This is a genomic window from Methylobacterium longum, from assembly GCF_022179385.1.
GTDB classification, from domain to species: domain Bacteria; phylum Pseudomonadota; class Alphaproteobacteria; order Rhizobiales; family Beijerinckiaceae; genus Methylobacterium; species Methylobacterium longum.
Genome location: NZ_BPQS01000024.1, coordinates 1 through 24,485, shown reverse-complemented (window position 1 = coordinate 24,485; position 24,485 = coordinate 1). Strand labels below are relative to the sequence as shown.

Below are 24,485 nucleotides of genomic sequence, written 5' to 3'. Positions count from 1 at the left end.
AGGAAGACCTCCGGCCGGCCGTGCGGGTCCTGGCGCCGTCCCTCGGGGCTCTCAGCCCGGGATGGTGACGTGGCCTGTCGACCCGATCGGGTGTGGCCCGGCCCGGAGGAGGGGCGCCGGAAGCGCGGCGTCGACCGACGCTGAGGGACGGATTGGGCCGCGCACGCCCCTCCCCGCGGCGGGGCGGCGCCGCGATCCGGGACGGCGCCAGACCGGGACGACCCGCTCTCCCGGGCCGTCTCGCCGCGCGGCCGGCCGGATCAGGGGCCGGGCCGTTCAGGCCGGATCGCCGCCGGGATCGGGCGGCCCCCTGCCCTCCCGGCCGGGCCCCCAGGCCGGCTCGAGGGCCCGCGGCTGCGCGGACCGCCGGGCGGATCGTTCGGTCAGCGTCCGTCACGGGCGCGGTGCGGGCCCCGCCCCGTGCGGGGCGACCGATCGGGCGTCGCCCGGGATCCATCCGCGATCTGGAGGCGCGGACGACGCTCCCGGGGCGCCGGCTCAGCGCATCACCGCGACGCTGGTCAGCCACAGCCGGCAGAGCCGGGGCCAGAGGGCGACCGGTGCCTCCGAGCGGCCGATCCCGAAGCCGTGGCCGCCGACGGCGAAGCGGTGGTACTCCACCGGCACCCCCGCGGCGCGGCAGGCCGCGTCGAGCACGCGGCTGTGCTCGGGGCTGATGACGGGATCGTCGTCGGCCTGCACCAGGAACAGCGTGGGGCAGCCGGACCGGATGTGGGTGTGGAGCGACCAGTCCCGGCTCGCCTCCGGGCTCGGGGCCTCGCCGACGAGGACGCGCCGGGTGGTCGTGCGGTCGTAGGGCGGTTCCAGGCTCACCACCGGGTAGATCAGCGTCGCGAAGTCGGGCCGGGCCGAGAGGTCGTCGGCGGCATCGACCGGGTCGTAGGCCCGGAAGGCGGCACGCGCGGCGAGCATCCCGCAGAGATGGCCGCCGGCGGAGAAGCCGAGCACCCCGAGGCGGGCCGGGTCGATCCGGAAGCGCGCGGCCCCGGCGCGGATCAGGCGCAGGGCCCGCTGCCCGTCCTGAAGCGGCGCCAGGGCCCCCGCCGTCCAGCCCTCGCGCGGCAGGCGGTAGGTCAGCACGAAGGCCGTGATGCCCTGCGCGGCGAGCCAGAGCGCGGCGGGCAGGGCCTCCTTGACCATCCCGATCCGGGCATAGCCGCCGCCGCCGGCCACGAGGACCGCCACGCCGGTCGGATTCTCGGGGGCGTAGACCTCCAGCACCGGCAGGGCGACGTTCGTCACCGCGCCGCTGTCGTCGCGGACGAGGGGCCCCTGCGGACCGCCGCCGCCCGGCGGCTCCCCCGGCCAGAGCGGGATCCGCTCCGGCGCCCCGATGGCGGCCGCGCCCCGGGCCGCCAGGAACGCCGAGGTCGTGCCCAGGGTGAGGAGAAGGGACCGGCGGTCGGGCCGGGAAACGGACGAGGACTCGCGTGAGGAGTCGGGTAAGGAATCGGGCATCGGACCCCGCGACGGGCGCCTTCCCGGGCGGCCCGCTAGGCAAGAACGGGGCTGCCGATCGGTTCCCGTCCGGGTTAAGCCCGCACCGGAACCACGGAGCCGCGGTAGCGCGTCCGGATGAAATCCGCGACCTCGGCCGAGGTCAGGAGCGCGGCCAGCCGCTGGATGCGGGGGTCGCCGGCCAGCGCCTGCGTGGTGACGAGGACGTTCGCGTAGGGGTTGCCCTCCGCGCGCTCCAGCGCCAGGGCGTCCCGGGCGGGTTCGAGGCCCGCCTCCAGGGCGTAGTTGCCGTTGATCACCGCGAGCGCCACGTCGTCGAGGGCGCGCGGCAGCTGCGGCGGCGCGATCTCGACGAAGCGGAATCCCTTCGGGTTCTCGGCGATGTCGTCGGTGCTGGCGAAGATCCCGGCCCCGCCCGGCCGCAGGCGGATCAGCCCGTTCTCCTGGAGCAGCGTCAGGCTCCGGCTCGCGTTGGTCACGTTGTTCGGGAGGGCGACGGTGCCGCCCTTCGGCAGGTCGGCGAGGGCCCTGGCGCGGCGGCTGTAGAGCCCGAGGGGCTCGACATGCACCGTCGCCACGACCGCGAAGCGCGTGCCCATCGCGGCCTCCTCGGCCCGGAGGAAGGGCACGTGCTGGAAGAAGTTGGCGTCGGCATCGCCGTCGCGCAGGAGCGCGTTCGGCCGCAGGTCGCCGCTGATCTCGATGACCTGGAGCGGCACGTCGGGCGCCAGCGTCTCGCTGACGAAGTGCAGGATCTCCGCGTGCGGGACCGACGACGCCACGACGCGCAGGGCCTGTCCGGCCGCGCGCGCCCGCCCCTCGGCGGCGAGGATCAGGGATCCGGCCAAGGCACCAGCCAGGAGAGTGCGGCGGGACGGGGCGGTCATGGACGGTTCGATGGCCTGTTCGCGGGAGATGCCCGACCGGTCTTACTGACCGCCGGGGCCTCCCTCAAGGAAACGGAGCCTTCGATGTTCCGACGGATACAGGACCGTGTTCTGCCATTTGTCCAAAACGGGCGAGATCTACACTGTCGCTCGTCTTCGCGGCGCGAATCATCGTCCCGCCGGGGTCAGGGCCCGGACGGGCGTCTCGCAAACCGGCGGCGGCGTGTCATGATGGCGCCGGAGGACCCGACATGCACGACAGCGGCGACGATCATCACACCCACGCGCATGGGCACGCGCACGGGGACGCGCACCCGTACAGCCCCCCGTCCGGCGCCGCGGAGCGCTGGAAGCACGACGGCGTGCGGGTGATCCCGGGCGACCGGCTCGACGCCAACACCGCGCAGACGCCCGGCATGTTCCGGCAGGCGGCGATCAACGCCGCCCGGGTCGGCGCCCAGAAGATCTGGGCCGGCACGGTGGCGATTCAGCCCGACGCCAAGACCGGCGTGCACCATCACGGCGACCTGGAGAGCGTGATCTACGTGGTCTCGGGCCGCGCCCGGATGCGCTGGGGCGAGCGGCTCGAATACGTCGCGGAGGCGGGGCCCGGCGACTTCATCTTCGTGCCGCCCTTCGTGCCGCACCAGGAGATCAACGCCTCGACCGACGAGCCCCTGCACTGCGTGCTGGTGCGCTCCGACAACGAGGCCGTGGTGGTCAACCTGCCCGACGTCGCGGCCGCCGAGGCGCCCGAGACCGTCTACTGGGTCGATCCGATCCACAAGCACCCGTGAGGGCCCGGCGCGGTCACGCGAACCGCGGCACCAGCCGGCCGAGGAGGTCGCGGCCCGGGAACCGGGCGGGGGGCATCCGCAGCGCCGGCGCGGGCCCCTCCCCCGGGATCGGCCCCTCGGCGAAGCGCGCCCCGACCGACCAGAAGGCGTCCCGGCGCGTGCCGATCATGCCGAGGCCGACGGGCTCGCGCGCCGCCTCGGGCCGCAGCCGGCCCGCGGCCCAGACGCGCTGCCAGCAGCCGCGCCGGGACAGGTCGGCGTCGCGCCAGCCCAGCCGCGCGTAGCCGGCCGCCGCGAAGATCCGCGTCCCGGCGAAGTCCTCCGGGATCCAGACCCAGCTCGAGAACACGTGGACCGCGTCGCCCCGGACGGCGGCCGGGTCGACCGCCCGCGTGTAGGCGCTGAGCGCCGGTTCCCGGTGCCGGCCGACGTGGCGGCGCAGGCGGCCCGGCAGCGGCAGCACCTCCGGGAAGGCGTCGGCGTCCAGGCGGGCCGGCGCCGCGCCCCGCGCCAGCGCGTAGGCGCCGTCCACGAGGTGCATCCAGGGCTCCAGATCGACCTCCCAGGCCTGCTCCGCCGGGGCGAACCGGCGGACCGTCCCGGCGATCAGGCGGTCGGCGACGCGCCGGGCCGGCTCCGGAACCCAGCCCGGCCCGGCCTCGGTCACGCGCAGCAGCGTCGAGGGGCCGTGCGCCCAGACCGCCTCGGCCAGCCGCGCGAAATCGGATTCGGGGTCGTCGCGGCCGGTCTTGCGCACCAGGATCTTCGTGCCGTCGGCGAGGTCCTCGAGGAACTTGCCCTTGAGATGGGCGAGGCGGCCGTATTCCCGCTCCAGCAGCGCCTCCGGGGCGATCGAGCCGGCCGAGTGCCCGGTATTGGCCCAGATGTTGTAGGCGACGCTGTGGCAGTAATAGGTGCCGCCCGCGCTCACCGAGAGCCGCAGGTCGCCCGGCACGCCGAAATCCGAGAAGCCGCAGCGCAGGCCGCGGATCAGGTCCTCCAGCGGCGTGTAGGAGAAGCGCAGCAGGCCGGAGGGCTCGACGCCGCCGTAGCGCTGCACGAACCCGAACTCGCAATTGTCGCCCAGGCTCCGGAAGGCGTGGAGCCGCTCGGCGAGGATCGCCGCCGCATCCCTGATCCCGCTCACTGCATCCGCTCTATCTCGCCGGGGCCGTCGGACGCAGATCGCGACGGCGCGGGGCATTTGTCCAGCCCCGGGCCCGGATGCGCGGGCTGTGCGGGATGCGCGCCTGCGCCGAGCCGGCCTCGGCGGCGCGCTCGTGCGGGCCTCGCGCCCGGGAGCCGCGCCCGGGAGCCGCGACCGCGCCGGCCATCGCCGGCGCCCGTCGCCCCCGGAATGGGCGCACCCGGCGGGCGCTCACCCGGTCATCGGCACGGCCAGCCGGAAGCAGGTCCCCTTCCCCCGATCCGGGATCGTCAGGCTGCCGCCGAGCTGGCGCATGAGGCTGCCGACGACCCGCATGCCGAGGCTCTTCGAGGCGCGCCCGATCTCGAACCCCGCGGGCAGCCCGATCCCGTCATCGGCCACCTCGACCACGAGGGTGTCGTGCTGGCGCTCGGCCCGGACCCGGATCTCGCCGCCCTCCGGGTGGGTCCCGGGCGGGTAGGCATACTTGAGGGCGTTGGTGACGAGCTCGTTGACCAGGAGCCCGATCGGGATGGCCCGGTCGGCCGAGATCCGCTGCGGGCAGGCCGTGCAGGCGAGCCGCTGGCCCGGCACGCCGCTGGCGAGGTTGGCCACCAGCTTCTCCAGGAAGGGCGCGAGATCGAGTTCGCCGGGCACCCCCTGCCCGTCCTCGCCCCCATCCTTGTCGCCGTCCTTGTCGCCTTGCCGCCAGAGCTGGTCGTGGACGCCCGCGATCGCCTCGACGCGGCTGCGCGCGTCCGTCAGGGCCGCCTGCACGGCGGGCTCGGCCTCGGCGGCGCGGGCCTGGAGGGCCAGCAGGCTCGCCACGATGGCGAGGCTGTTCTTGACCCGGTGGCTCATCTCGCGGGCCAGCAGGTCCTGGCGGGCGAGCGCCGCGCGGAGCAGGCTCTCGGTGCGCTGGCGCTCGATGGCACCGCCGAGCAGGTTGGCGAAGCCCTGCATGAAGGCGATGTCGGCCTCCGCGAACACGCCCTCGCGGGTGTCGTCCACCTCCAGCACCCCGAAGGCGCCGTCCCGGTTCTGGATCAGCACGTTGATCGCCCGGCGGATGCCGTGGTCGGCCATGAGCTGCGGCGTGCGGAAGCGGGTCTCGTCGGCGAGGTGGTTCGAGATCACCGGCCGGCCGGTCTTGAGGGCGAAGCCCGCCGGGGAGGCGAGGTCGGCCCCGACCCGGGCCTTGCCGATCACGTCCGGGCCCCAGCCGACGCCGGCCCGCACCAGCAGCGTGTCCGCGCCCCGCCGGTACTCCAGGGCCTTGCAGAACTCGGCGTTCATGCCCTCCGCGCACAGCTCCGCGGCCCGCTGCAGCAGGTGGTCGACATCGGTGCCGCGCAGGGCCTCCACGCCGAATTCCGACAGGATCACCTGCTGGCGCAGGCGATAGTCGAGATCGGGGGGCGCCGGCCCGCGGGCTGCCTCGGGGCTGGGTTCCACTGCGGTCGAGTCGGTCTGGTCGGTCATGGGAGCGGTGAGACTAGCAGGAAGGCGGGGACGGCGCGATGCCGGGCCGCCGGGCGGGTCGCACCCGTCGTCGCACCCCCGCGGATTTCCCGGCGCCGCCATCGGCCTGGGCGAGACCGCGTCGGCGACGGTCGAGGCGCGGGTGGCGGCCCTGCGGCCACCTGGCCGTGGACACCCGGGAACGGCCCCGTTCCGACCCGCTTGTCCCCGCACGCAGCGCAGGAGGATCGGATGGCCGCCAAGGCGAAGGTGAAGACCGGGGACGATGTCACCTACAAATGGGGGACGGGCACCGTCGAGGGCTCGGTGACCAAGGTCCACACCCAGGACGTCGAGAAGACCATCAAGGGCAGCACCGTGAAGCGTGAGGCCTCGAAGGCGGAGCCGGCCCTGGAGATCAAGACCGCCACGGGCAGGACGGTGCTGAAGTCGACCTCGGAGGTCACGGTCAAGTCTGCATAACCGCGCAACCTGCCGAGATCGTGAGCTTGCGCACATCGCCGCCCGCTCGACGTCTCGCCGCGGGCCGGGCGGCGGCTATCTGTAACGGTTCCAGCCTTTGCAAGCCGGGACCGCCATGACCATTCCCCTCAGGCTCACCCTGAACGGGCAGCCGCGCGAGATCGCCCTCGACGATCCGCGCGTCACCCTCCTCGACCTCCTGCGCGAGCGCCTCGGCCTGACCGGCGCCAAGAAGGGCTGCGACCGCGGCCAGTGCGGCGCCTGCACGGTGCTGGTGGACGGGCGCCGGATCAATGCCTGCCTGACGCTGGCCGCGAGCCTCGACGGGGCCGAGATCCTGACCATCGAGGGGCTCGCCGAGGGCGACCGGCTCCATCCCGTCCAGGCGGCCTTCATCGCCCATGACGGCTTCCAGTGCGGCTTCTGCACCCCCGGCCAGATCATGAGCGCGGTCGGCCTGATCCGCGAGGGCCAGGCCGGCACCGATCCCGAACGCATCCGCGAGGGGATGAGCGGCAATCTCTGCCGCTGCGGCGCCTATGCGGGCATCCTGGAGGCCGTTCAGGACGCGGCCGGCCGGGCGACCGAGCAGCGGGAGGACGCGGCGTGAGGCGCTTCGACTACATCCGCCCCGCGAGCGTGCCGGAGGCCGTGGCGGCCGGGCAGCATCCGGGCACCGCCTACCTCGCGGCCGGCACCAACCTCGTCGACCTGATGAAGGGCGGCGTCGCCACCCCGGAGCGGGTGGTCGACATCACCCGCCTGCCCGGCCTCTCGGCCATCGAGCGGCTGCCGGACGGCACCACCCGGGTCGGCGCCCTGGTGCGCAACAGCGACCTCGCCCACGACCCCGCCTTCGCCAAGGACTACCCGATGGTGGCCGAGGCCCTGCTGGCGGGCGCCTCGGCGCAGCTGCGCAACGCCGCCACAGTCGGCGGCAACCTGATGCAGCGCACCCGCTGCCCGTACTTCACCGACGCGGTCTCGCCCTGCAACAAGCGCGCCCCCGGCTCCGGCTGCGCGGCCCTGGGGCACGCCACCCGGATCCACGCGGTCCAGGGCTGGAGCGCGCACTGCATCGCCACACACCCGTCCGATTTCTGCGTGCCGCTCGCCGCGTTCGACGCGGTGGTGGAGATCGCCGGGCCGGACGGCGACCGGGCGGTGCCCCTCACGGATTTCCACCGCCTGCCCGGCGACCATCCGGAGCGGGAGACCGACCTGCGGCCCGGCGAGCTGATCACCGCCCTGCGGCTGCCCCCGGAGGCCGCCGACTTCCGAGCCCATGCCCGCTACCTCAAGGTCCGCGACCGCACCTCCTACGCCTTCGCGGTGGTGTCGGCGGCCGCCGCCCTGACCCTCGAGGGAGGCCGGATCGGCCGGGCGCGGCTCGCCCTTGGCGGGCTGGCGCTCAAGCCCTGGCGGGTGGCGGAGGCCGAGGCGGCGCTCGCCGGACAGGCGCCCTCCCCCGAGGCCTACGCGAAGGCCGCCGACGCCGCCCTCGCCGGCGCCGAGCCCACCGGCGCGGCCAACGCCTTCAAGATCGAGCTCGCCCGGCGGGTGGCGGTCCGCGCCCTGACCCAGGCCGCCGCCGGGACGCCCGCCCGAATCCCGGCGCTCCCCGCCTCCCCGTTCGGCATCGTCTGAGGAGACCCGCATGACCGCGACCTCCACGCCCAGCCCTCATCCCGCCGGCACGGTCCGGCACGGCTCCAGCATCGGCCAGCCGCTGACCCGGCGCGACGGCCCCCTCAAGGTGACGGGCCAAGCCCGCTTCACCGCCGACAACCTGCCCCCCGGCACCCTCCACGCGGCGCTCTGCGTCGCCCGGATCGCGAAGGGCCGCGTCACCGGCCTCGACGTGGCCGCCGCCGAGGCCCATCCCGGCGTGGTCGCGGTGATGCGGCCGGGGCACGCCCCGGCGCTCGCCAAGGACCCGGACGCCAAGGACGGGCCGTTCACGTTCCGCCTCGACCTCCTCCAGAACGACCGCGTCCGCTACGCCAACCAGCCGATCGCCGTGGTGATCGCCGAGACCCTGGAGGCGGCGACCGAGGGCGCCCGGCTGCTCGCCCCGACCTACGCGGCCGAGACGCCGCGGATCGGCCTCGATTCCGGCGAGCCCTTCACGCCGGATTCGGTCGGCGTCGGCGCCCCGCCGGTGCAGTCCGAGGGCGACGTCGAGGCCGGGCTCGCGGCCGCGTCCGAGACGATCGCCGCCACCTACGAGACGCCGGCCCAGTACCACAACGCCATGGAGCCGCACGCGGCGGTGGCCAGCTGGGAGGGGGACCGGCTGACGCTGCTCATGCCGACCCAGGCGCTCGCCATGTCGCAGGGGCGGCTCGCCGGCCTGTTCGGCATCCGCCCCGACGACATCCACATCGACAGCCCCTATCTCGGCGGCGGCTTCGGCTCGAAGGGCGTGCCCGCCGGCCCGCAGGTGCTCGCCTGCATGGCGGCCAAGCTCGTGGGCCGGCCGGTGAAGCTGGTGCCGACCCGGACCCAGATGTACGGCCCGATGGGCCATCGCGGCCCGACCCGGCAGACGATCCGGCTCGGCGCCGACGCCGCCGGCAAGCTCACGGCCCTCGACCACCACATCCGCACCGCGTCGTCGAGCTTCGACGACTTCTTCGAGCCGGCCGGCCGGGCGACCAGCACCCTCTACGCGAGCCCGGCCATCGCCATCCGGCACGAGGCGGTGCGCCTCGACACCGGCACGCCGCTGTTCATGCGGGCGCCGGGCGAAGCCTCCGGCAGCGTCGCCCTGGAGAGCGCGCTCGACGAGATGGCCTTCGCGCTCGGCATGGACCCGCTGGAGTTCCGGCTCGCCAACTACGCCGAGGTCGAGCCGCTCACCGGCAAGCCGTTCTCCTCCAAGGCCCTGCGGGAGTGCTACCGCCGCGGCGCCGAGGCCTTCGGCTGGGCCGGGCGGCCGGTCCAGCCCCGCCAGACGCGGGACCGGGACGGGTTCCTGGTCGGCACCGGCATGGGCACCGCCACCTTCCCGGCGCTGATCTTCGAGGGGATGGCCCGGGCCGAGATCCGCGCCGACGGCACCGGCACGGTGGAGCTCGGGGCGATCGACATGGGCCAGGGCGCCTGGACGGCGCTCGCCCAGATCGCCGCCGACGGGCTCGGAATCGGGATGGACGCCCTCACCTTCCGGATGGGCTCCTCCGACCTGCCGAATGCCGGGATCGCGGGCGGCTCCGGCCACACCGCCACGGCGGGCGGCGCGATCCACGCGGCCGCCGGCGACGTGATCCGCCAGCTCGCGGAGCTGGCCACCAACGATCCCGCCTCCCCGCTCTACGGCGCCGGCAATGCCGGCGTGACCGCCGCCGACGGCCGGCTGACCCGGCGCGACGACCCGGGCCGGGGCGAGTCGGTCACGGATATCCTCAGGCGGGCCGGCCGGTCGAGCATCGAGGGCCGGGGCAAGGCCGGCGCCGATCCGGCCGCGCAGGCCTCCTACGCCATGCACGCCCACGGGGCGGTCTTCGCCGAGGTGAAGGTCGATCCCGACCTCGGCCAGATCCGGGTGAGCCGCCTCACCGGCGCCTTCGCGGCCGGCCGGGTGATCAACCCGCGCCTCGTCCAAAGCCAGTATTACGGCGGGATGATCTGGGGCCTGTCCTTCGCCCTGCACGAGCGGGCCGAGATGGACCCGCGCACCGGCCGGTTCCTCAACGACAACCTCGCCGAGTACCACGTGCCGGTGAACGCCGACGTGCCCGCCCTGGAGGCGATCCTCGTCCACGAGGACGACGCGGTGGTGAACGCGCTCGGCGTGAAGGGCGTCGGCGAGATCGGCATCACCGGCACGGTGGGGGCCATCGCCAACGCGGTCTGGCACGCCACCGGCGTGCGGGTGCGCGAGATGCCGATCACCCTCGACAAGCTGCTCGGCTGAGCTGCCGGGCCGATCGAGCGGGTGGAGCGCATGCGCCGGACCGGGTCCGATCCCGGCCCGGGCGCGTCGCGCCGCGCGGGATTTTTTAGTATGGGGCATGCCACCCGGCGGCCGGCGGCCGCCGCAGCAGCGCGGAGACCGGCATGCCCCTCACCAGCGACATCGGCGGCGTCGTCCCGATCGCCCCGACGCCGTTCCACCCGGACGGCCGGATCGACGAGACCTCCCTCGACCGGATGACCGACTTCTTCGGCGCCGCCGGGGTCGACGGCCTGACCATCCTCGGCCAGCTCGGCGAGGCCGGCAAGCTCGACCACGGCGAGGGCCTCGCCGTCGCCAAGCGGGTCCTCGGGCGCACGCGGCTGCCCGTGATCGTCGGCGTCACGGCGCCGGGCTTCGCGGCCATGCGGGCGCTGGCCCGCGAGGTGATGGAGATGGGCGCGGCCGGCGTGATGATCGCCCCGCCCAACACGCTGCGCACCGACGACCAGGTGGTCGGCTACTACCGCAACGCGGTCGAGGCGATCGGGCCGGACGTGCCCTTCGTCCTGCAGGATTATCCCCTGACCTTCTCGGTGCAGATGACCCCGGGCGTGATCCGCCGGATCGTCACCGAGAATCCCTCCTGCGTGATGCTCAAACACGAGGACTGGCCGGGGCTGGAGAAGATCTCCACCCTGCGCGGCTTCGAGGCGGACGGCTCGATGCGCCACATCTCGATCCTCGTGGGCAACGGCGGCCTGTTCCTCGACTTCGAGACCGAGCGCGGCGCCGACGGGGCCAACACCGGCTACGCCTTCCCGGAGATGCTGGTCGACGTGGTCCGCCTCGGCCGGGCGGGCGAGCGCGACGCCGCCCACGACCTGTTCGACGCCCACCTGCCCTATCTCCGCTACGAGCAGCAGCAGGGACCGCTGGGCCTCGCGGTGCGCAAGTACGTGTTCATGCGCCGGGGGATCTTCGCGTCCGACGCGCAGCGCAAGCCGTCGCAGGCGCTGACCGCCCGGGCCAAGGCCGAGGTCGAGTACCTGCTGGCCCGCCTCGCGCGGACCGACGAGCGGGCGCGGCTGGCGGGCTGAGGCGCCCGTACGGACGCCCTTCGGGGGGTTCCCGCAGGGGCTTCGGCGGGGGCTCCGATGTTCCCGGATCGGAGACCTGCGAGAGACCGGAGAGGGACCGGCGGGGGATCCGAAGGGCGTTCAGCGCGCCCCGACCGGGCCCCGAAGGAGGCCGCCGGCCAGCCGCGCGATCCCTGGGGAACGCCGTCGCGGCGGCGTGGCAGCGGGCGTCGCGACATGCGTGGCGGCGGATCGGGATGCGGGGACCCGGGCGGGCTCGACGGACGGCCCTCCCGCGCCCCCGCGCCTACGGGCCGGGATCGCGCGTCGCCGCACCCGCCGGCCGGCGGCGCGGGGAACGCGCGTGTCACGCCCCGGCCCGGCCCTCCGGCTGCGGCGCGATCCGGTCGCCGTCCCGCAGGGAGGCCGGCGGCCCCACGACGACGCGCTCGTCGCCGGACAGGCCGGAGCGCAGCTCCAGGGCCGAGCGGGTCTGGCGGAAGATCGTGACCTTGCGCATCCGCGCCACCGCGCCGCCGTCCGGCCCGGTCTCGACCACCGCCACCTGCGTCCCGTTCTGGTCGAAGATCAGCGCGTCGCTCGGCACCGTCACGGCGGGGGCGACCCGCGGGATCTCCAGGGTGATGGTGATGTAGAGGCCCGCCCGCAGCGCGCCGTCCGGGTTGGGGATGTCGACCTGGGTCATCAGCGTGCGCGCGGCCGAGAGGAGCGTCGTCGACGAGCGCGAGACCGTGCCGGGGAAGACCTTCCCGGGGATCTGCGCCACCGTGATCCGGGCGTCGAGCCCCGCGCGGACGCCGTCGGCGGCGTAGAGCGGCACGTTCACCGCCATGCGCAGCACGTCGTCCCGCGCCAGGGTCAGGAGCGGCGCGCCGGTGTTCGTGTCCGCCGTGACCGCGTCGCCGACGTCGTTGTTGCGGGTCGTCACCACCCCGTCGAAGGGCGCGCGGATCTCCTCGAAGCCGGTCAGGACCTTGAGGCGGGCGACCTGCGCCTCCTGGGCGGCGATGTTGGCCTCCGCGACCTTCACGGCGGCTCGGGCGGCGTCGACGTTGGCGGTCTGCGCCAGCACCCCGGCCTGGGACGTGTCGGCGTTCTGCCGGGTCTCGGCCCCGGTGCCGGCGAGCGTCGCGGTCCGCCGGTTGGTCACGTCCGCGAGGTGGCGGTTGGCATCGGCCTGGTCGACCATCGCGCGCGCCTGGATCAGCGCCGCCTGGAGCTGCAGCACCTGCGACTGCGCCTGGACGAGCTGCTGGTCGAGGTCGGGCGCGCTGATCCGGAACAGCAGGTCGCCCGTCCTCACGTGCGTGCCGATATCGACCTTGCGCTCGACGATGTAGCCGGTCGCCCGCGGGTAGAGGCTCGCCGTGTCGAAGGCCTGGGTGGTGCCGGTCTGGGTCAGGCTCAGGGGGCCGTCGGTCCGGGAGACCCGGGCGACCCGGACGCCCGGCGGCTTCGCGGCGGAAGCGGGCGGCGGGGTCGCCGCCCGGGACTGGTCCGGCCAGTGGCGGTATCCCAGGAGCCCGGCCCCGGCCAGCGCCAGCAGGGCGAGCCACAGGCGGCCGTGGGACGCGGGGCGGCCGGCCCCGCCTGCGGCTGAACTGTCCCGGTCCGACATTCTCGCCCTCGGCTCGCGCCGCGCAACCGTCGCCGGCTGGGCCGTACCGGCCGGCACGCGTCTCGTCCTGCATTCAAGATACCGAACCAGTATAGCGCCCGGGCGGCCTCCGGGCGAGATGCCGCACTGCACGATCGCGCGCGCTCGCGGATCCGCCCCTCTGCCGTCCGGTTACCCTGCCAGACACCAGGACAGACACCAGGATCCGGGGCTCCGGGGCCCGCAACCCCCGGCTCCGGCGCTCCGGCCCATCAGGATCGAGACGCGATGACCGAGATCTCCAGGCGCGCCATCATCGCGGCCGCGGGGGGCGCGATGGCGGCCTCCGCGACCGCGGCGCACGCCGCCGCCCCCGAGCGCGCGGGCACGGGGGGCGCCATCGAGGGCGCCGACATCTTGGGCCCGCAGAACCGGCCCCGGGCCGCCGAGGAGCCGTTCACCCGGGCGCCCCCCGCCACCGACCACGGCACGATGCCGAACCTGAAATGGTCCTTCGCGGACAGCCACATGCGGCTGGAGACGGGCGGCTGGGCGCGCCAGGCCACGATCCGCGAGCTGCCGGTCTCGAAGGCGATGGCGGGCGTCAACATGCGCCTCAAGGCCGGCGCGGTCCGCGAGATGCACTGGCACAAGGAATCCGAGTGGGCCTACATGATCAAGGGCCGGGCCCGGATCACCGCGGTCGACCAGGACGGGCGCACCTTCGCGGACGACGTCGGCGAAGGCGACCTCTGGTACTTCCCGGGCGGCATCCCGCACGCGATCCAGGGGCTCTCGGCCGACGGCGTCGACGGCTGCGAGTTCCTGCTGGTGTTCGACGACGGCGGCTTCTCGGAGGATTCCACCTTCCTGCTGACCGACTGGCTGGCGCACACGCCCAGGGACGTGCTCGCCAAGAATTTCGGCCTGCCCGAGAGCGCCTTCGCCAATCTCCCCGACAAGGAGCTCTACATCTTCCCCGGCCCGAGGCCCGGCCCGCTCGCGGCCGACAGGATGGCCGGCTCCGGGCCGGTGCAGACGTCCTTCAGCCACCGGATGCTGGCGCAGGAGCCCCTGCGCACGCGGAGCGGCAGCGTGCGCATCACCGATTCCACGGTGTTCCCGGCCTCGGTCACCATCGCGGCGGCCCTCGTCGAGGTCGAGCCCGGGGGCCTGCGCGAGCTGCACTGGCACCCCACCAGCGACGAGTGGCAGTACTACCTCTCCGGCACGGGCCGGATGACGGTGTTCGGCTCGGAATCGAAGGCCCGCACCTTCGACTACCGGGCCGGCGACGTGGGCTACGTGCCCTTCGCCATGGGCCACTACATCGAGAACACGGGCGACACGACCCTGACCTTCCTGGAGATGTTCAAGAGCCCGCGCTACGCCGACATCTCCCTCACGCAGTGGCTGGCCCTGACCCCGCATTCCCTGGTGCAGGCCCATACCGGGATGGCGGCCGGGCAGGTCGAGGCGCTCTCCGCCGTGAAGACCCCGGTCGTGCCGGGTTGACGCGCCCCGGAACTTGGCCCGACCCTGGCGCGTCGACCTCGCAGTCAGCTCGATCGATCGCACGGAGAATCCCATGCGCGCCGCGTCCCGCGCGCTCCTCGCCCTGGCCCTCGCCCTTCCGGCGGGGGCCGCTTCGGCGCAGGTGCAGCAGAACGACCCGAACGCCGCCAACGCCTCGTTCGCCCTCCAGAGCCAGATCCGGACCCTCAACCAGCAGCGGGTCACGGATTTCAACACGCTGAACCAGACGATCCAGCGCAACGTCCAGTACGCGCCCGTCGGGCCCTACGTGCCCTACCGGGGCGTCTACGGGGGCCGCCACGGCGGGCGCCACGGGATCGCGCGGCGGGGCGGCGGCGGCGTCAACACGAGCGTGTGCATCGGCTGCTGAGGGGCCGGGGCCGCTGCGAATTCCGCGCAGAGCGGGGAAAGCCCCAAAAAAACCTTTCCCCGCCGACAGGCTTCACCCAGAAGCAATGCCCATGGTGGCGTGCGCATGAACATCCTGCTGATCGGCTCCGGCGGCCGCGAGCACGCCCTGGCCTGGCGACTGGCCCAGAGCCCCCTCTGCACCCGCCTGTTCACGGCGCCGGGCAATCCCGGCACGGCCCGCCACGGGACCAACCGGGCGGACCTCGCCGTGGCGGATCACGCGGCCGTGGCCGCCTTCTGCGCGGCGGAGGCGATCGGCCTCGTGGTGGTCGGACCCGAGGCCCCCCTGGTCGCCGGGCTCGTGGACGACCTGAAGGCCGCCGGGATCCGCACCTTCGGGCCCACCCGCGACGCGGCCCGGCTGGAGGGCTCCAAGGGCTTCACCAAGGACCTGTGCGCCGCCTGCGGCATCCCCACCGCCGCCTTCGCGCGCTTCACCGCCCTGGAGCCGGCCCTGGCCTATGTCCGCCGGCAGGGCGCCCCGATCGTTGTCAAGGCCGACGGGCTCGCCGCCGGCAAGGGCGTCACCGTCGCCGAGACCCTGGACCAGGCCGAGGACGCCCTGGCCGCCCTGTTCGCGGATCCGGGCGCCGAGGTGGTGGTCGAGGAATGCCTGTTCGGCGAGGAGGCGAGCTTCTTCGCCCTGTGCGACGGCACCCGGGCCATTCCCCTCGGCACCGCCCAGGACCACAAGCGCGTCTTCGACGGCGACCGCGGCCCCAACACCGGCGGCATGGGCGCCTATTCCCCCGCCCGGGTGGTCACCCCGGAGATCGAGGCCCGGGTCATGGCCGAGATCATCGCGCCGACCCTCGCGGGCATGCGGGCGCGGGGCTGCCCCTTCACCGGCATCCTGTATGCCGGCCTGATGCTCACCGCCGACGGCCCCAAGCTCATCGAGTACAACACCCGCTTCGGCGACCCCGAGGCGCAGGTGCTGATGCCGCGCCTCGCCTCCGACCTCGTGCCGGCCCTGCTCTCGGCCTGCGACGGCGACCTCTCCGGGATCGGCCTCGAGTTCGACGCCCAGAGGGCGGCCCTCACCGTGGTGATGGCCGCCGCGGGCTATCCGGGCGCCGTGGTGCGCGGCTCGGCGATCCGGGGCGTCGAGGCCGCCGAGGGCGACGGCGTGTTCGTGTTCCAGGCCGGCACCCGCGCCGAGGACGGGCAGCTGCTCGCCGACGGCGGCCGGGTGCTGGCGGTCACGGCCTTGGGCGACAGCGTCACGGACGCCCAGGCCCGCGCCTACGCGGCTGTGGCCCGGATCGACTGGCCGGAGGGATTCTGCCGGCGCGACATCGGATTCCGGGCGGTGGCCCGGGAGGCGGGCGAGGGCTGAGCGAGGGCTGAGCGGGGGGCGGCCGGCTGGCGCCCGCGCGGGCGTCTCGTCCCCTCCCCGTCGGGCCGGGGCGCCGCTGGCGGCTCCGGATTACAACCTCCGCTGCCTCGGCCGACGGGCTCGTTCCGGCAGCCCCGCCCTATTCCCCCACCACCGCCCCCGCCGGCCTGCGGTTGTCGTTGGCGCCGTAGAGGAGGCCCGGTCGCATCCGCTCCGTGCGCGAGGCGTCGTTGCCCGAGGAGGCCGCCTCGGGGAGGGCCGGCGCGGCGGCGCGGACCGCGATCAGCTCCTGCGCGCCCCAGGGCTTCTGCTCGATGATCGTGTGGCCCATGCCCCGCAGGATGTCCTTCGTGTCCGCCGAGAGCGCGAAGGGCTCGGCGTAGATCGCGTCGGGCAGCCACTGGTGGTGGATGCGCGGGGCGTCCACCGCCTCTTGCGGCTCCATGCCGAAATCCAGCAGGTTGATGATCGTCTGCGCGTTGATCGTGATGATCCGCGAGCCCCCCGGCGAGCCCGCCACCAGGGCGACCTTGCCGTCGCGCAGCACGAGGGTCGGGGCCATGGACGAGAGCGGGCGCTTGCCCGGCTGGATCGCGTTCTTCGACCCCTGCACGAGGCCGAACAGGTTCGGCACCCCGGCCTTGACCGTGAAGTCGTCCATCTCGTCGTTCAGGAAGAAGCCCGTGTCGGCGGCGATCACCCCGGCGCCGAAATAGCCGTTGATCGTGTAGGTCAGCGAGACCGCGTTGCCGGCCCGGTCCATCACCGAGATGTGGGTGGTCTCGGGCCGCTCCCGCGCCTCCGGCTCGGGATTCAGGCTGGGATCCGGGCGGATCTCGGACGAGGGGGTCGCCCGGTCGGGCCGGATCGAGGCCCGGAGCGTCTCCGCGTAGGCCGGCGACAGGAGCCGGGCGACGGGGTTGTCCACGAAGGCCGGGTCGCCCAGCAGCATGTTGCGGTCGGCATAGGCGCGCCGCATGGCCTCGACCATCAGGTGCACGCTCCGGGCCGCGTTGAACCCCGCCGCCCGCAGGTCGTAGCCGTCGAGGATGCCGAGGATCTCGCACAGCGTGGTGCCGCCCGACGAGGGCGGGGGCGCCGACAGGATGGTGGCGCCGCGGTAGCGGCAGGTCAGCGGCTCGGATTGCGTCACCGTGTAGGCGGCGAAGTCGGACGCGGTCAGGAGCCCGCCGCCGGCGCGGGAGGCCGCCTCCACGGCGTCCGGGATCGCCCCCTTGTAGAACGCGTCCGCGCCGCGGTCGGCGATGGCCTGGAGGGTGCGGGCGAGGTCGGCCTGGACCAGCCTGTCCCCGGGCCGCCAGGGGCTGCCGTCCGGGCGCAGGAAGATCCGGGCGACGTTGGCCTGGGCAGCAAACAGCCGGGTGCCGGATTCGAGGATGTCGGTGTCGCCCCGGGTCAGCACGAACCCGTCGCGGGCGAGCGCGATCGCCGGCGCCATCACCTGCGCCAGCGGCAGGGTCCCGTACGCGGACAGCGCGGTGTTCAGGCCGAGCACGGTGCCGGGCACGCCGGCCGCCTTCCAGCCGCGCAGGCTCGCGCCCTTCACGACGGTGCCGGCGGCGTCGAGATACATGTCCCGGCTCGCCGCCGCCGGAGCGGTCTCGCGGAAGTTGACGAACCGGCTCTGCCCGGCGGCGCTGTGGAGCACCAGGAAGCCGCCGCCGCCGAGATTGCCGCAGCACGGGTTCACCACCGCCTCGGCGTAGGCCACCGCCACCGCGGCGTCGACGGCGTTGCCGCCGACCCTCAGGATATCGGCCCCCACCTGCGAGGCGAGGCGCTGGGACGAGACCACCATCCCGTTCTCGGCCTCCACGGCCGGCCCGGAGGCGGCCCGGGCCGCCGGGCTCGCGAGGGCGAGCAGGACGGCCAGGAGCAGCGCGCGTGCCGGTGCGATCATCCCTGGCCCTCTCCGGTGCGGTTCCCGCGCCGCCATATAGGGGACCACACGTCAGAGTCGCGGCTCCCCCCGATCACCTCATCCTGAGGTGCTGGGCAGCGGCCCCGGAGGACGCTTTCGAGGCCCGCCGACGGGGCCTCAGGACGCGGGGGATGGGGGAGAGGCCCGGCCGTCCGGCGCGGCCTCAGCCGTTGCGGAACGTGTAGCTGTAGCCGTTCAGCGCCGGCGCGCCGCCGAGATGGGCGTAGAGCACCTTCGAGCCCTTCGGGAAGAAGCCCTTCTTCACGAGGTCGATCATGCCCTGCATCGACTTCCCCTCGTAGACCGGGTCGGTGATCATCCCCTCGAGCCGGGCCGAGAGCCGGATCGCCTCCACGGTCTCCCGCGAGGGCACGCCGTAGACCGGGTAGGCGTAATCCTCGTTGAGCACCACGTCGTCGGCGACGATGTCGCCCGCGCCGACCAGGGCGGCGGTGTTCTGCGCGATGTCGAGGACCTGGGCCTTGGTCTGGGCCGGGGTGCAGGAGGCGTCGATGCCGATGACGTTGCGGGCGCGCCCGTCGGCCGAGAAGCCCACCAGCATGCCGGCATGGGTCGAGCCGGTGACCGTGCAGACCACCACGTAGTCGAAGCGCAGGCCCATCTCGGCCTCCTGCTTCCGCACCTCCTCGGCGAAGCCGACATAGCCGAGCCCGCCATACTTGTGCACCGAGGCGCCGGCCGGGATCGCGTAGGGCTTGCCGCCCTCGGCCTCGACCTCGGCGAGCGCCCGCTTCCACGAATCGCGGATGCCGATGTCGAACCCGTCATCCACGAGCTGCGTCTGCGCGCCCATGATCCGCGACAGGAGGATGTTGCCGACCCGGTCGTAGACCGCGTCCTCGTGGGGCACCCAGGCTTCCTGGATCAGCCGGCACTTCATGCCGATCTTGGCGGCGACCGCCGCGACCATGCGGGTGTGGTTCGACTGCACGCCGCCGATCGACACCAGGGTGTCGGCGCCGCTCTTGATCGCGTCCGGTACGATGTATTCGAGCTTGCGCAGCTTGTTGCCGCCGTAGGCGAGGCCGGAATTGCAATCCTCGCGCTTGGCGTAGAGCTCGACCTCGCCGCCGAGATGCGCCGTCAGGCGCTTGAGCGGCTCGATCGGCGTCGGGCCGAAGGTCAGGGGATAGCGCTCGAAGGTGTCCAGCATCGGGTCTCTCCGGGTCTTGCGGACGCGGCCGGCGCCGGGATCGGTCTCCCTCCGGCCGGACGCGTCGATGCGGGGTTCCGGAGCGGTGGCCGGACCTGGCCGGCGCGACTCCGAAGCACGACAGGACCCTATCCGAATTGCCCTGAAAGGTGCTCTCGATCTTCGGGGCTTGGTGATCGTGATCCGCTGCCGCTAAGCCAGGTCGCACGGAATCATTCCGGATCTGGCCCTCCAACCGAAAGAATCGTCCATGTCCGCAGGGCTCGACCGGATCGACCAGAAGATCCTCCGGCTCCTCCAGGCGGACGGGCGCATGGCCAATGCCGAGATCGCCGAGCGGGTCGGCACCAGCGCGGCCACCTGCCACCGCCGGATCCAGCGCCTGTTCGCCGACGGGTTCGTGCGGGCGGTGCGGGCGCTGATCGACCCGATGCGGGTCGGACGCGGCACGCTGGTCTTCGTCGGCGTCGTCCTCGACCGCTCCACCCCCGAGAGCTTTTCCGCGTTCGAGGCCGCCGTGCGGGCGATCCCCGTGCTCCTCGACTGCCACCTCGTGGCCGGCGATTTCGACTACATGCTGAAGATCCGGGTCTCCGACATGGCCGATTTCAACCGCCTCCACAGCGCCACGCTGATCGGCCTGCCGGGGGTGCGCCAGACCCGGACCTTCTTCGTGATGAAGGAGGTGATCGACAACGCGCCCCTCGATCTGTGACCGGGTCGCCACGGGGTCCCCGATCCGCACCCCCATCCCGCGGTGCCCGCGTGCGCGGCCCCGACGGGAGCCCTCTCCGGCCGGCCGCGCGATCCCTGGGGCCGACTTGGAGCCGACTTGGAGCCGACTTGGAGCCGACTTGGAGCCGACTTGGAGCCGACTTGGAGCCGACTTGGAGCCGACTTGGAGCCGTCCCTCCAGGCCTCCGCCGCGCTCCGGCACCTCGGGACGGGGCCGGGGACGGACAGACCGGCCGCTGGAACGGGTTCCGGCTCCCCCTACCCCTCCCCGCGCCGCTCCTTCCGCAGGGCCTCCCACCGGTCGAGGCGCTCGGCGAGCCGGGTCTCGTAGCCGCGCCCGGTGGGCCGGTAGAGGTGCTGGCGCCCCAGCGCGTCGGGCCAGTAATCCTGGCCCGAGAAGGCGTCGGGCTCGTCGTGGTCGTAGCGGTAGCCCTCGCCGTAGCCGATCCGCTTCATCAGCTTGGTCGGCGCGTTGAGGATGGTGCGCGGCGGCGCCAGGGAGCCGGCCTCCTTGGCGAGGCGGGTCGCGGCCTTGTAGGCCTCGTAGACCGCGTTCGATTTCGGCGCGCAGGCGAGGTAGATCGCCGCCTGGGCCAGCGCCAGTTCCCCCTCCGGGCTGCCGAGGAAGTCGAACGCGTCCTTGGCGGCGTTGGCCACCACCAGCGCCTGCGGGTCGGCGAGCCCGATATCCTCCACCGCCATCCGGACCAGCCGGCGGGCGATGAACAGCCGGTCCTCGCCGGCATCCAGCATCCGGCAGAGATAGTAGAGCGCCGCGTCCGGATCGGAGCCGCGCACGGTCTTGTGCAGGGCCGAGATCAGGTTGTAGTGGCCCTCCTGCGCCTTGTCGTAGATCGGCGCCCGGCGCTGCACGATCGCCTGGAGCGCCTCGGCGTCGAGGATCTCGGCCGGTCCCGCCGAGCGCCAGACCTCCTCGGCCAGGGTCAGCGCCGCGCGCCCGTCCCCGTCGGCCATCCGCACCAGCACGCCGCGCGCCTCCTCGGTGAGCGGCAGGGCCTGCCCGGTCAGCGCCTCGGCCCGCACCAGGAGCCGCGCGATGGCACCCGGGTCGAGGGCCCGGAACAGCAGCACCCGGGCGCGGGACAGGAGCGCGGCGTTCAGCTCGAACGAGGGATTCTCGGTCGTCGCGCCCACCAGCGTGACGGTGCCGTCCTCCATCACCGGCAGGAAGGCGTCGAGCTGTGCCCGGTTGAACCGGTGGATCTCGTCCACGAACAGCAGGGTCGCCTGCCCGCTCGCCCGGCGCCTGCGCGCCGCCTCGAACACCTTGCGCAGGTCGGGCACGCCGGAAAAGATCGCGGAGATCTGCTCGAAATGCAGGTCGGTGCCCTGGGCGAGCAGCCGCGCCACCGTGGTCTTGCCGGTGCCGGGCGGTCCCCAGAAGATCAGCGAGCCGAGGCTGCGCCCCCGCAGCAGCCGGGTGAGCGCCCCGCCCTCCCCGGTCAGGTGCTCCTGGCCGACGACCTCCGCGAGGCTCTGCGGGCGCAGTCGGTCCGCCAGGGGCCGGGCGGACACGGCGCCGGAGGCGGGGTCGGGCGCGGGGGGAGGCTCCGCGGAGGCGAACAGGTCGGACATCCGCGCATCAACACCGGCGGCGGGCGGGGGCGCAAGCCGGGCCGCGGGCCTTGCCCCCGCTCCCGCGCCGGAGCGACCCGCGATTCAGCCGCCGAACACCGAGGTCAGGATCTCGCCGTTGCGGTTGATCGCGACCTCCCAGGAATTGAGGCTGTTGCGGGTGACCCGGTCGAGATCCTTGGTGGTCGGCACCGGCACCCCGTTGACCGCGAGGATCACGTCGCCCTTCTGCAGCCCGACCCGGGCCGCCACGGAGTTCTCGTCCACGGCCTGCACGGCCACGCCGTCCGTCTGGAAGTCGACCTGCATCTCCTCGGCCACCGCCGGCGAGGTGTTGACCAGCGTCGCGCCCAGGAAGGGCGAGCGGGTCTTCACCTTGAGCACGTCGCGCGGGCGCGTCTCCGGGGCCGGCGCGAGCTTGACCGCGACCGTCTGGCGGCTCGTGCCGCGCAGGATCCCGAACCGGGCCTGGCCCTGGACGCCCTTGAGGGCGAAGCGGTAGCCGAAGGCCTCCGGGTCGGCCACCTCCTGGCCGTCCACCGCGAGGATCAGGTCGCCGCGCTTCAGGCCCGCCTCCTCGGCCGGGCTCTTGGCCTGCAGGCTCGCCACCAGCACGCCGGTGGGATGGTCGAGGCCCATGCTGTCGGCGATGTCGGGGGTCACGCTCTGGATGCGCGCCCCGAGCCAGGGCCGGCGCACGACGCTCGCCCCGTCGCGGGCGGCGTCGACCACCGCCTTGACCATGCCCACGGGGATCGCGAAGCCGATGCCGTGGCTGCCGCCCGATTGCGAGTAGATCGCTGTGTTGATGCCGACGAGCTGGCCGCGCAGGTCGACCAGGGCGCCGCCGGAATTGCCCGGGTTGATCGCCGCATCGGTCTGGATGAAGTACTGGTAATCCGCCGAGCCGACCTGCGTGCGCGCCAGCGCCGAGACGATGCCCTGCGTCACCGTCTGGCCGACACCGAACGGGTTGCCGATCGCCATCACGAAATCGCCGACCTCCAGGGCGTCGGCGTCGCCGAACGGCATCGGCACGAGGCTCTTCGGCGGCTCCTTGAGCTTGAGCACGGCGAGGTCGGTGCGGGTGTCGCGCATCACGATGGTCGCCTCGAACTCGCGCCGGTCCGCCAGCGCGATCCGCACCTCGTTCATGTTGTCGATGACGTGGTTGTTGGTGATGACGAGCCCGTCGGCATCGACCAGCACCCCCGAGCCCAGGGAGCGCTGCGCCCGGTCGCCCCGGGGACCGCGCCCGCCCTCCGGCTCGCCGAAGAAGCGGCGCATGAACTCCTCCATGGCGCTGGTGCGGGCGTTGGAGCGCTTGTCCACGTGGGAGGCGTAGACGTTCACCACCGAGGGGGAGGCGCGCTTCACCACGGGGGCGAAGGAGAGCTGCACGTCGGCCTTGCTCAGGGGCACGGCCTTGGCCGTCCCGTCCCTGGACATCTCCCGGGACGTCTCTTTCGTCGTCTCCTTGGCCTCCGTGCGCGCCATCTGCGCCCAGGCCGGGCCGGTGGCCAGCAGGGCCGCGACGAGGGCAGGCAGGGTGAGGCGGGTCAGCATGCGGGGCTCCGGCATCAGGACGGGCGCGCCGTCCAGGCCGAGAAGGCAGGCGCGCCGTGCGGCCCTACGCTATCGAGGCCGATTGCGGCAGGTCCACGACATCGACGCCGCAGGCGTCGCTGGTGAACCTGCGCCGCGGGCGCCCCGGCCGCGCGGTCAGGCGACCTCTTTGCGGCGCGCCCCGCGCTTTCCCGCGGGCGGCGGCGCGGGTTCAGGCTCGACGGGCTCCGGTGCGGCCGCCTTCCCGCGCGACTGCCCGAGGCCCAGGGATCGGGCGAGCTGCGAGCGCTGCTCGGAGTAGCTCCGGGCCGTCATCGGATAATCGGCGGCGAGGCCCCACTTGGCCCGATAGGCCTCCGGGGACAGGCCGCGGAGGGTGAGATGGCGGCGCAGGGTCTTGTAGGGCTTGCCGTCCTCGAACGAGATCAGGAAATCCGGGGTGACCGAGCGCCGGATCTCCTGCGGCGTGGCCTTCGTCACGGCCTGCGGCGACGCGGGGCCGCCGGTGCCGATCCCGCTGAGCGCAGCATGCACCGCGTTGAGGAGTTCCGGCAGATCCGCGCTCTGCACGTGGTTGTGGCTCACATAGGCCGAGACGATCTCGGAGGCGAGCATGACGGAGCGGCTGCCGCCGCCGTTCGACTGACCCATAGCTTGTGCGTTGCCTTCCCGTGATGACGAAACTCGCCAGAACGCAAGCACTGCGTCGCGGTTCAGGCGACTGATACAATCGTATTTTCAGGAGGGGTCAAGTCTCAATCGGAATCCGGCGTATACAATCGTCCAGCGGTCAAGAAGATCGGCTTTGATCAGCCAACCTCAAAGAACATTTCTTGCCGCAGCATGGCTTGTGCGCAACCGATTCGCGCGCCTCACCTTCCCCGGAAGATCCCTGTCCTGTTCGGACCGCGTACGACGGCGCGGTGTGCGCGCGGGATCTTGGAATCGTCCTCGGGGAGGCGGCCGCCGGGCCAACGGCGCGCGCAGCGGCGGCGTTCGAGGGCGTCGTCCGGCGGCTTCCTTCGGCTGCCGCCATCGCGGGAACACAACTCCAGCGTGCCCGATCGGACGAAACGCCCCCGGCGGGACCCGGGCGGGATCGCAGGACGCGGGACGGCCCTCAGGGGCGGTTCACGCGTCTCCCACGGGCCCGGAGCCGCGCTCCGGGTGCCGGCGGACCGGACGGACCAAACGAAAAACCCGCCGCGCTGGGAAGCGCGGCGGGTTCGAAGATCGTTGGTTGCGGGGACAGGATTTGAACCTGTGACCTTCAGGTTATGAGCCTGACGAGCTACCGGGCTGCTCCACCCCGCGCCAAGTTTGTGCGGCTGGTCCCG

General features: G+C 73.5%; 20 protein-coding genes and 1 tRNA gene. 10 read left to right on the top strand and 11 right to left on the bottom strand.

Features of this window, described 5'->3' with window-relative positions; genetic code table 11:
- Window positions 1–498: 498 nt before the first annotated feature.
- Together MFF58_RS19470 and MFF58_RS19465 are read right to left on the bottom strand one after the other, a co-directional pair.
- The gene (locus tag MFF58_RS19470; protein WP_238290502.1) at window positions 499–1,479 is read right to left on the bottom strand and encodes an alpha/beta hydrolase; all 981 of its coding nucleotides are present in this window, start codon (window positions 1,477–1,479) and stop codon (window positions 499–501) included.
- Between the two features lie 74 nt (window positions 1,480–1,553).
- On the bottom strand, window positions 1,554–2,366 hold the full coding sequence (locus MFF58_RS19465; protein WP_238290501.1) for a MetQ/NlpA family ABC transporter substrate-binding protein: 813 nt from the start codon (window positions 2,364–2,366) through the stop codon (window positions 1,554–1,556).
- 251 nt (window positions 2,367–2,617) lie between these two features.
- Between MFF58_RS19465 and MFF58_RS19460 the strand changes: the two genes are divergently transcribed.
- A complete protein-coding gene (locus tag MFF58_RS19460) occupies window positions 2,618–3,163 on the top strand; it encodes a cupin domain-containing protein (RefSeq protein WP_238290500.1) in 546 nt (181 codons plus the stop codon).
- A gap of 13 nt (window positions 3,164–3,176) precedes the next feature.
- Here MFF58_RS19460 and MFF58_RS19455 read toward each other — a convergent pair whose 3' ends face one another.
- Complete coding sequence (locus MFF58_RS19455) at window positions 3,177–4,310, bottom strand: hypothetical protein (protein ID WP_238290499.1); 1,134 nt, start codon at window positions 4,308–4,310, stop codon at window positions 3,177–3,179.
- A 231-nt stretch (window positions 4,311–4,541) separates the two neighbouring features.
- On the bottom strand, window positions 4,542–5,792 hold the full coding sequence (locus MFF58_RS19450; protein ID WP_238290497.1) for a sensor histidine kinase: 1,251 nt from the start codon (window positions 5,790–5,792) through the stop codon (window positions 4,542–4,544).
- A gap of 231 nt (window positions 5,793–6,023) precedes the next feature.
- Between MFF58_RS19450 and MFF58_RS19445 the strand changes: the two genes are divergently transcribed.
- The 5 genes from MFF58_RS19445 (at window position 6,024) to MFF58_RS19425 (ending at window position 11,252) form a co-directional block, all read left to right on the top strand.
- Window positions 6,024–6,254: a hypervirulence associated TUDOR domain-containing protein gene (locus MFF58_RS19445; RefSeq protein WP_238290496.1), complete on the top strand. Its 231-nt coding sequence runs from the start codon at window positions 6,024–6,026 to the stop codon at window positions 6,252–6,254.
- Window positions 6,255–6,369: 115 nt separating this feature from the next.
- Window positions 6,370–6,864: a (2Fe-2S)-binding protein gene (locus MFF58_RS19440; protein WP_238290495.1), complete on the top strand. Its 495-nt coding sequence runs from the start codon at window positions 6,370–6,372 to the stop codon at window positions 6,862–6,864.
- Window positions 6,861–7,901 (top strand): FAD binding domain-containing protein, encoded by a 1,041-nt coding sequence (locus tag MFF58_RS19435; protein WP_238290494.1) that lies wholly within the window; start codon window positions 6,861–6,863, stop codon window positions 7,899–7,901. Before MFF58_RS19440 ends, MFF58_RS19435 begins: the two co-directional genes overlap by 4 nt.
- Window positions 7,902–7,911: 10 nt before the next feature.
- Complete coding sequence (locus tag MFF58_RS19430) at window positions 7,912–10,173, top strand: xanthine dehydrogenase family protein molybdopterin-binding subunit (RefSeq protein WP_238290493.1); 2,262 nt, start codon at window positions 7,912–7,914, stop codon at window positions 10,171–10,173.
- A 143-nt stretch (window positions 10,174–10,316) separates the two neighbouring features.
- Entirely contained in the window at window positions 10,317–11,252 is a 936-nt protein-coding gene (locus tag MFF58_RS19425; RefSeq protein WP_238290492.1) for a dihydrodipicolinate synthase family protein, read from the top strand.
- 346 nt (window positions 11,253–11,598) lie between these two features.
- On the opposite strand, the gene MFF58_RS19420 is transcribed toward MFF58_RS19425, so the two are convergent.
- Entirely contained in the window at window positions 11,599–12,870 is a 1,272-nt protein-coding gene (locus MFF58_RS19420) for an efflux RND transporter periplasmic adaptor subunit (protein ID WP_238290491.1), read from the bottom strand.
- A gap of 267 nt (window positions 12,871–13,137) precedes the next feature.
- On the opposite strand from MFF58_RS19420, the gene MFF58_RS19415 reads away from it, so the two are divergent.
- The 3 genes from MFF58_RS19415 (at window position 13,138) to purD (ending at window position 16,135) form a co-directional block, all read left to right on the top strand.
- The gene (locus tag MFF58_RS19415; RefSeq protein WP_238290490.1) at window positions 13,138–14,364 is read left to right on the top strand and encodes an oxalate decarboxylase family bicupin; all 1,227 of its coding nucleotides are present in this window, start codon (window positions 13,138–13,140) and stop codon (window positions 14,362–14,364) included.
- Window positions 14,365–14,437: 73 nt separating this feature from the next.
- Window positions 14,438–14,755, top strand: coding sequence for a hypothetical protein (locus tag MFF58_RS19410; protein WP_238290488.1), 318 nt, complete (start codon window positions 14,438–14,440; stop codon window positions 14,753–14,755).
- A gap of 105 nt (window positions 14,756–14,860) precedes the next feature.
- Entirely contained in the window at window positions 14,861–16,135 is a 1,275-nt protein-coding gene (gene purD, locus MFF58_RS19405) for a phosphoribosylamine--glycine ligase (RefSeq protein ID WP_238290487.1), read from the top strand.
- A gap of 139 nt (window positions 16,136–16,274) precedes the next feature.
- On the opposite strand, the gene ggt is transcribed toward purD, so the two are convergent.
- Window positions 16,275–18,056 (bottom strand): gamma-glutamyltransferase, encoded by a 1,782-nt coding sequence (gene ggt, locus MFF58_RS19400; protein WP_238290486.1) that lies wholly within the window; start codon window positions 18,054–18,056, stop codon window positions 16,275–16,277.
- A 184-nt stretch (window positions 18,057–18,240) separates the two neighbouring features.
- Window positions 18,241–19,251, bottom strand: coding sequence for a 1-aminocyclopropane-1-carboxylate deaminase (locus MFF58_RS19395; RefSeq protein WP_238290485.1), 1,011 nt, complete (start codon window positions 19,249–19,251; stop codon window positions 18,241–18,243).
- 250 nt (window positions 19,252–19,501) lie between these two features.
- On the opposite strand from MFF58_RS19395, the gene MFF58_RS19390 reads away from it, so the two are divergent.
- Window positions 19,502–19,966 carry an Lrp/AsnC family transcriptional regulator gene (locus MFF58_RS19390; RefSeq protein ID WP_238290484.1) on the top strand — a complete coding sequence of 155 codons (465 nt, stop codon included), beginning with the start codon at window positions 19,502–19,504 and terminating at the stop codon, window positions 19,964–19,966.
- A gap of 278 nt (window positions 19,967–20,244) precedes the next feature.
- Here the strand turns inward: MFF58_RS19390 and MFF58_RS19385 are convergent, their stop codons facing one another.
- From MFF58_RS19385 to MFF58_RS19370, 4 genes are all read right to left on the bottom strand, one after another.
- Window positions 20,245–21,582 carry a replication-associated recombination protein A gene (locus MFF58_RS19385; RefSeq protein WP_238290483.1) on the bottom strand — a complete coding sequence of 446 codons (1,338 nt, stop codon included), beginning with the start codon at window positions 21,580–21,582 and terminating at the stop codon, window positions 20,245–20,247.
- An 84-nt stretch (window positions 21,583–21,666) separates the two neighbouring features.
- On the bottom strand, window positions 21,667–23,148 hold the full coding sequence (locus tag MFF58_RS19380) for a DegQ family serine endoprotease (RefSeq protein WP_238290482.1): 1,482 nt from the start codon (window positions 23,146–23,148) through the stop codon (window positions 21,667–21,669).
- A 156-nt stretch (window positions 23,149–23,304) separates the two neighbouring features.
- Window positions 23,305–23,799 carry a Ros/MucR family transcriptional regulator gene (locus tag MFF58_RS19375; protein ID WP_238290481.1) on the bottom strand — a complete coding sequence of 165 codons (495 nt, stop codon included), beginning with the start codon at window positions 23,797–23,799 and terminating at the stop codon, window positions 23,305–23,307.
- Between the two features lie 586 nt (window positions 23,800–24,385).
- A tRNA-Met gene (locus MFF58_RS19370) sits at window positions 24,386–24,462 on the bottom strand.
- Window positions 24,463–24,485 lie beyond the last annotated feature (23 nt).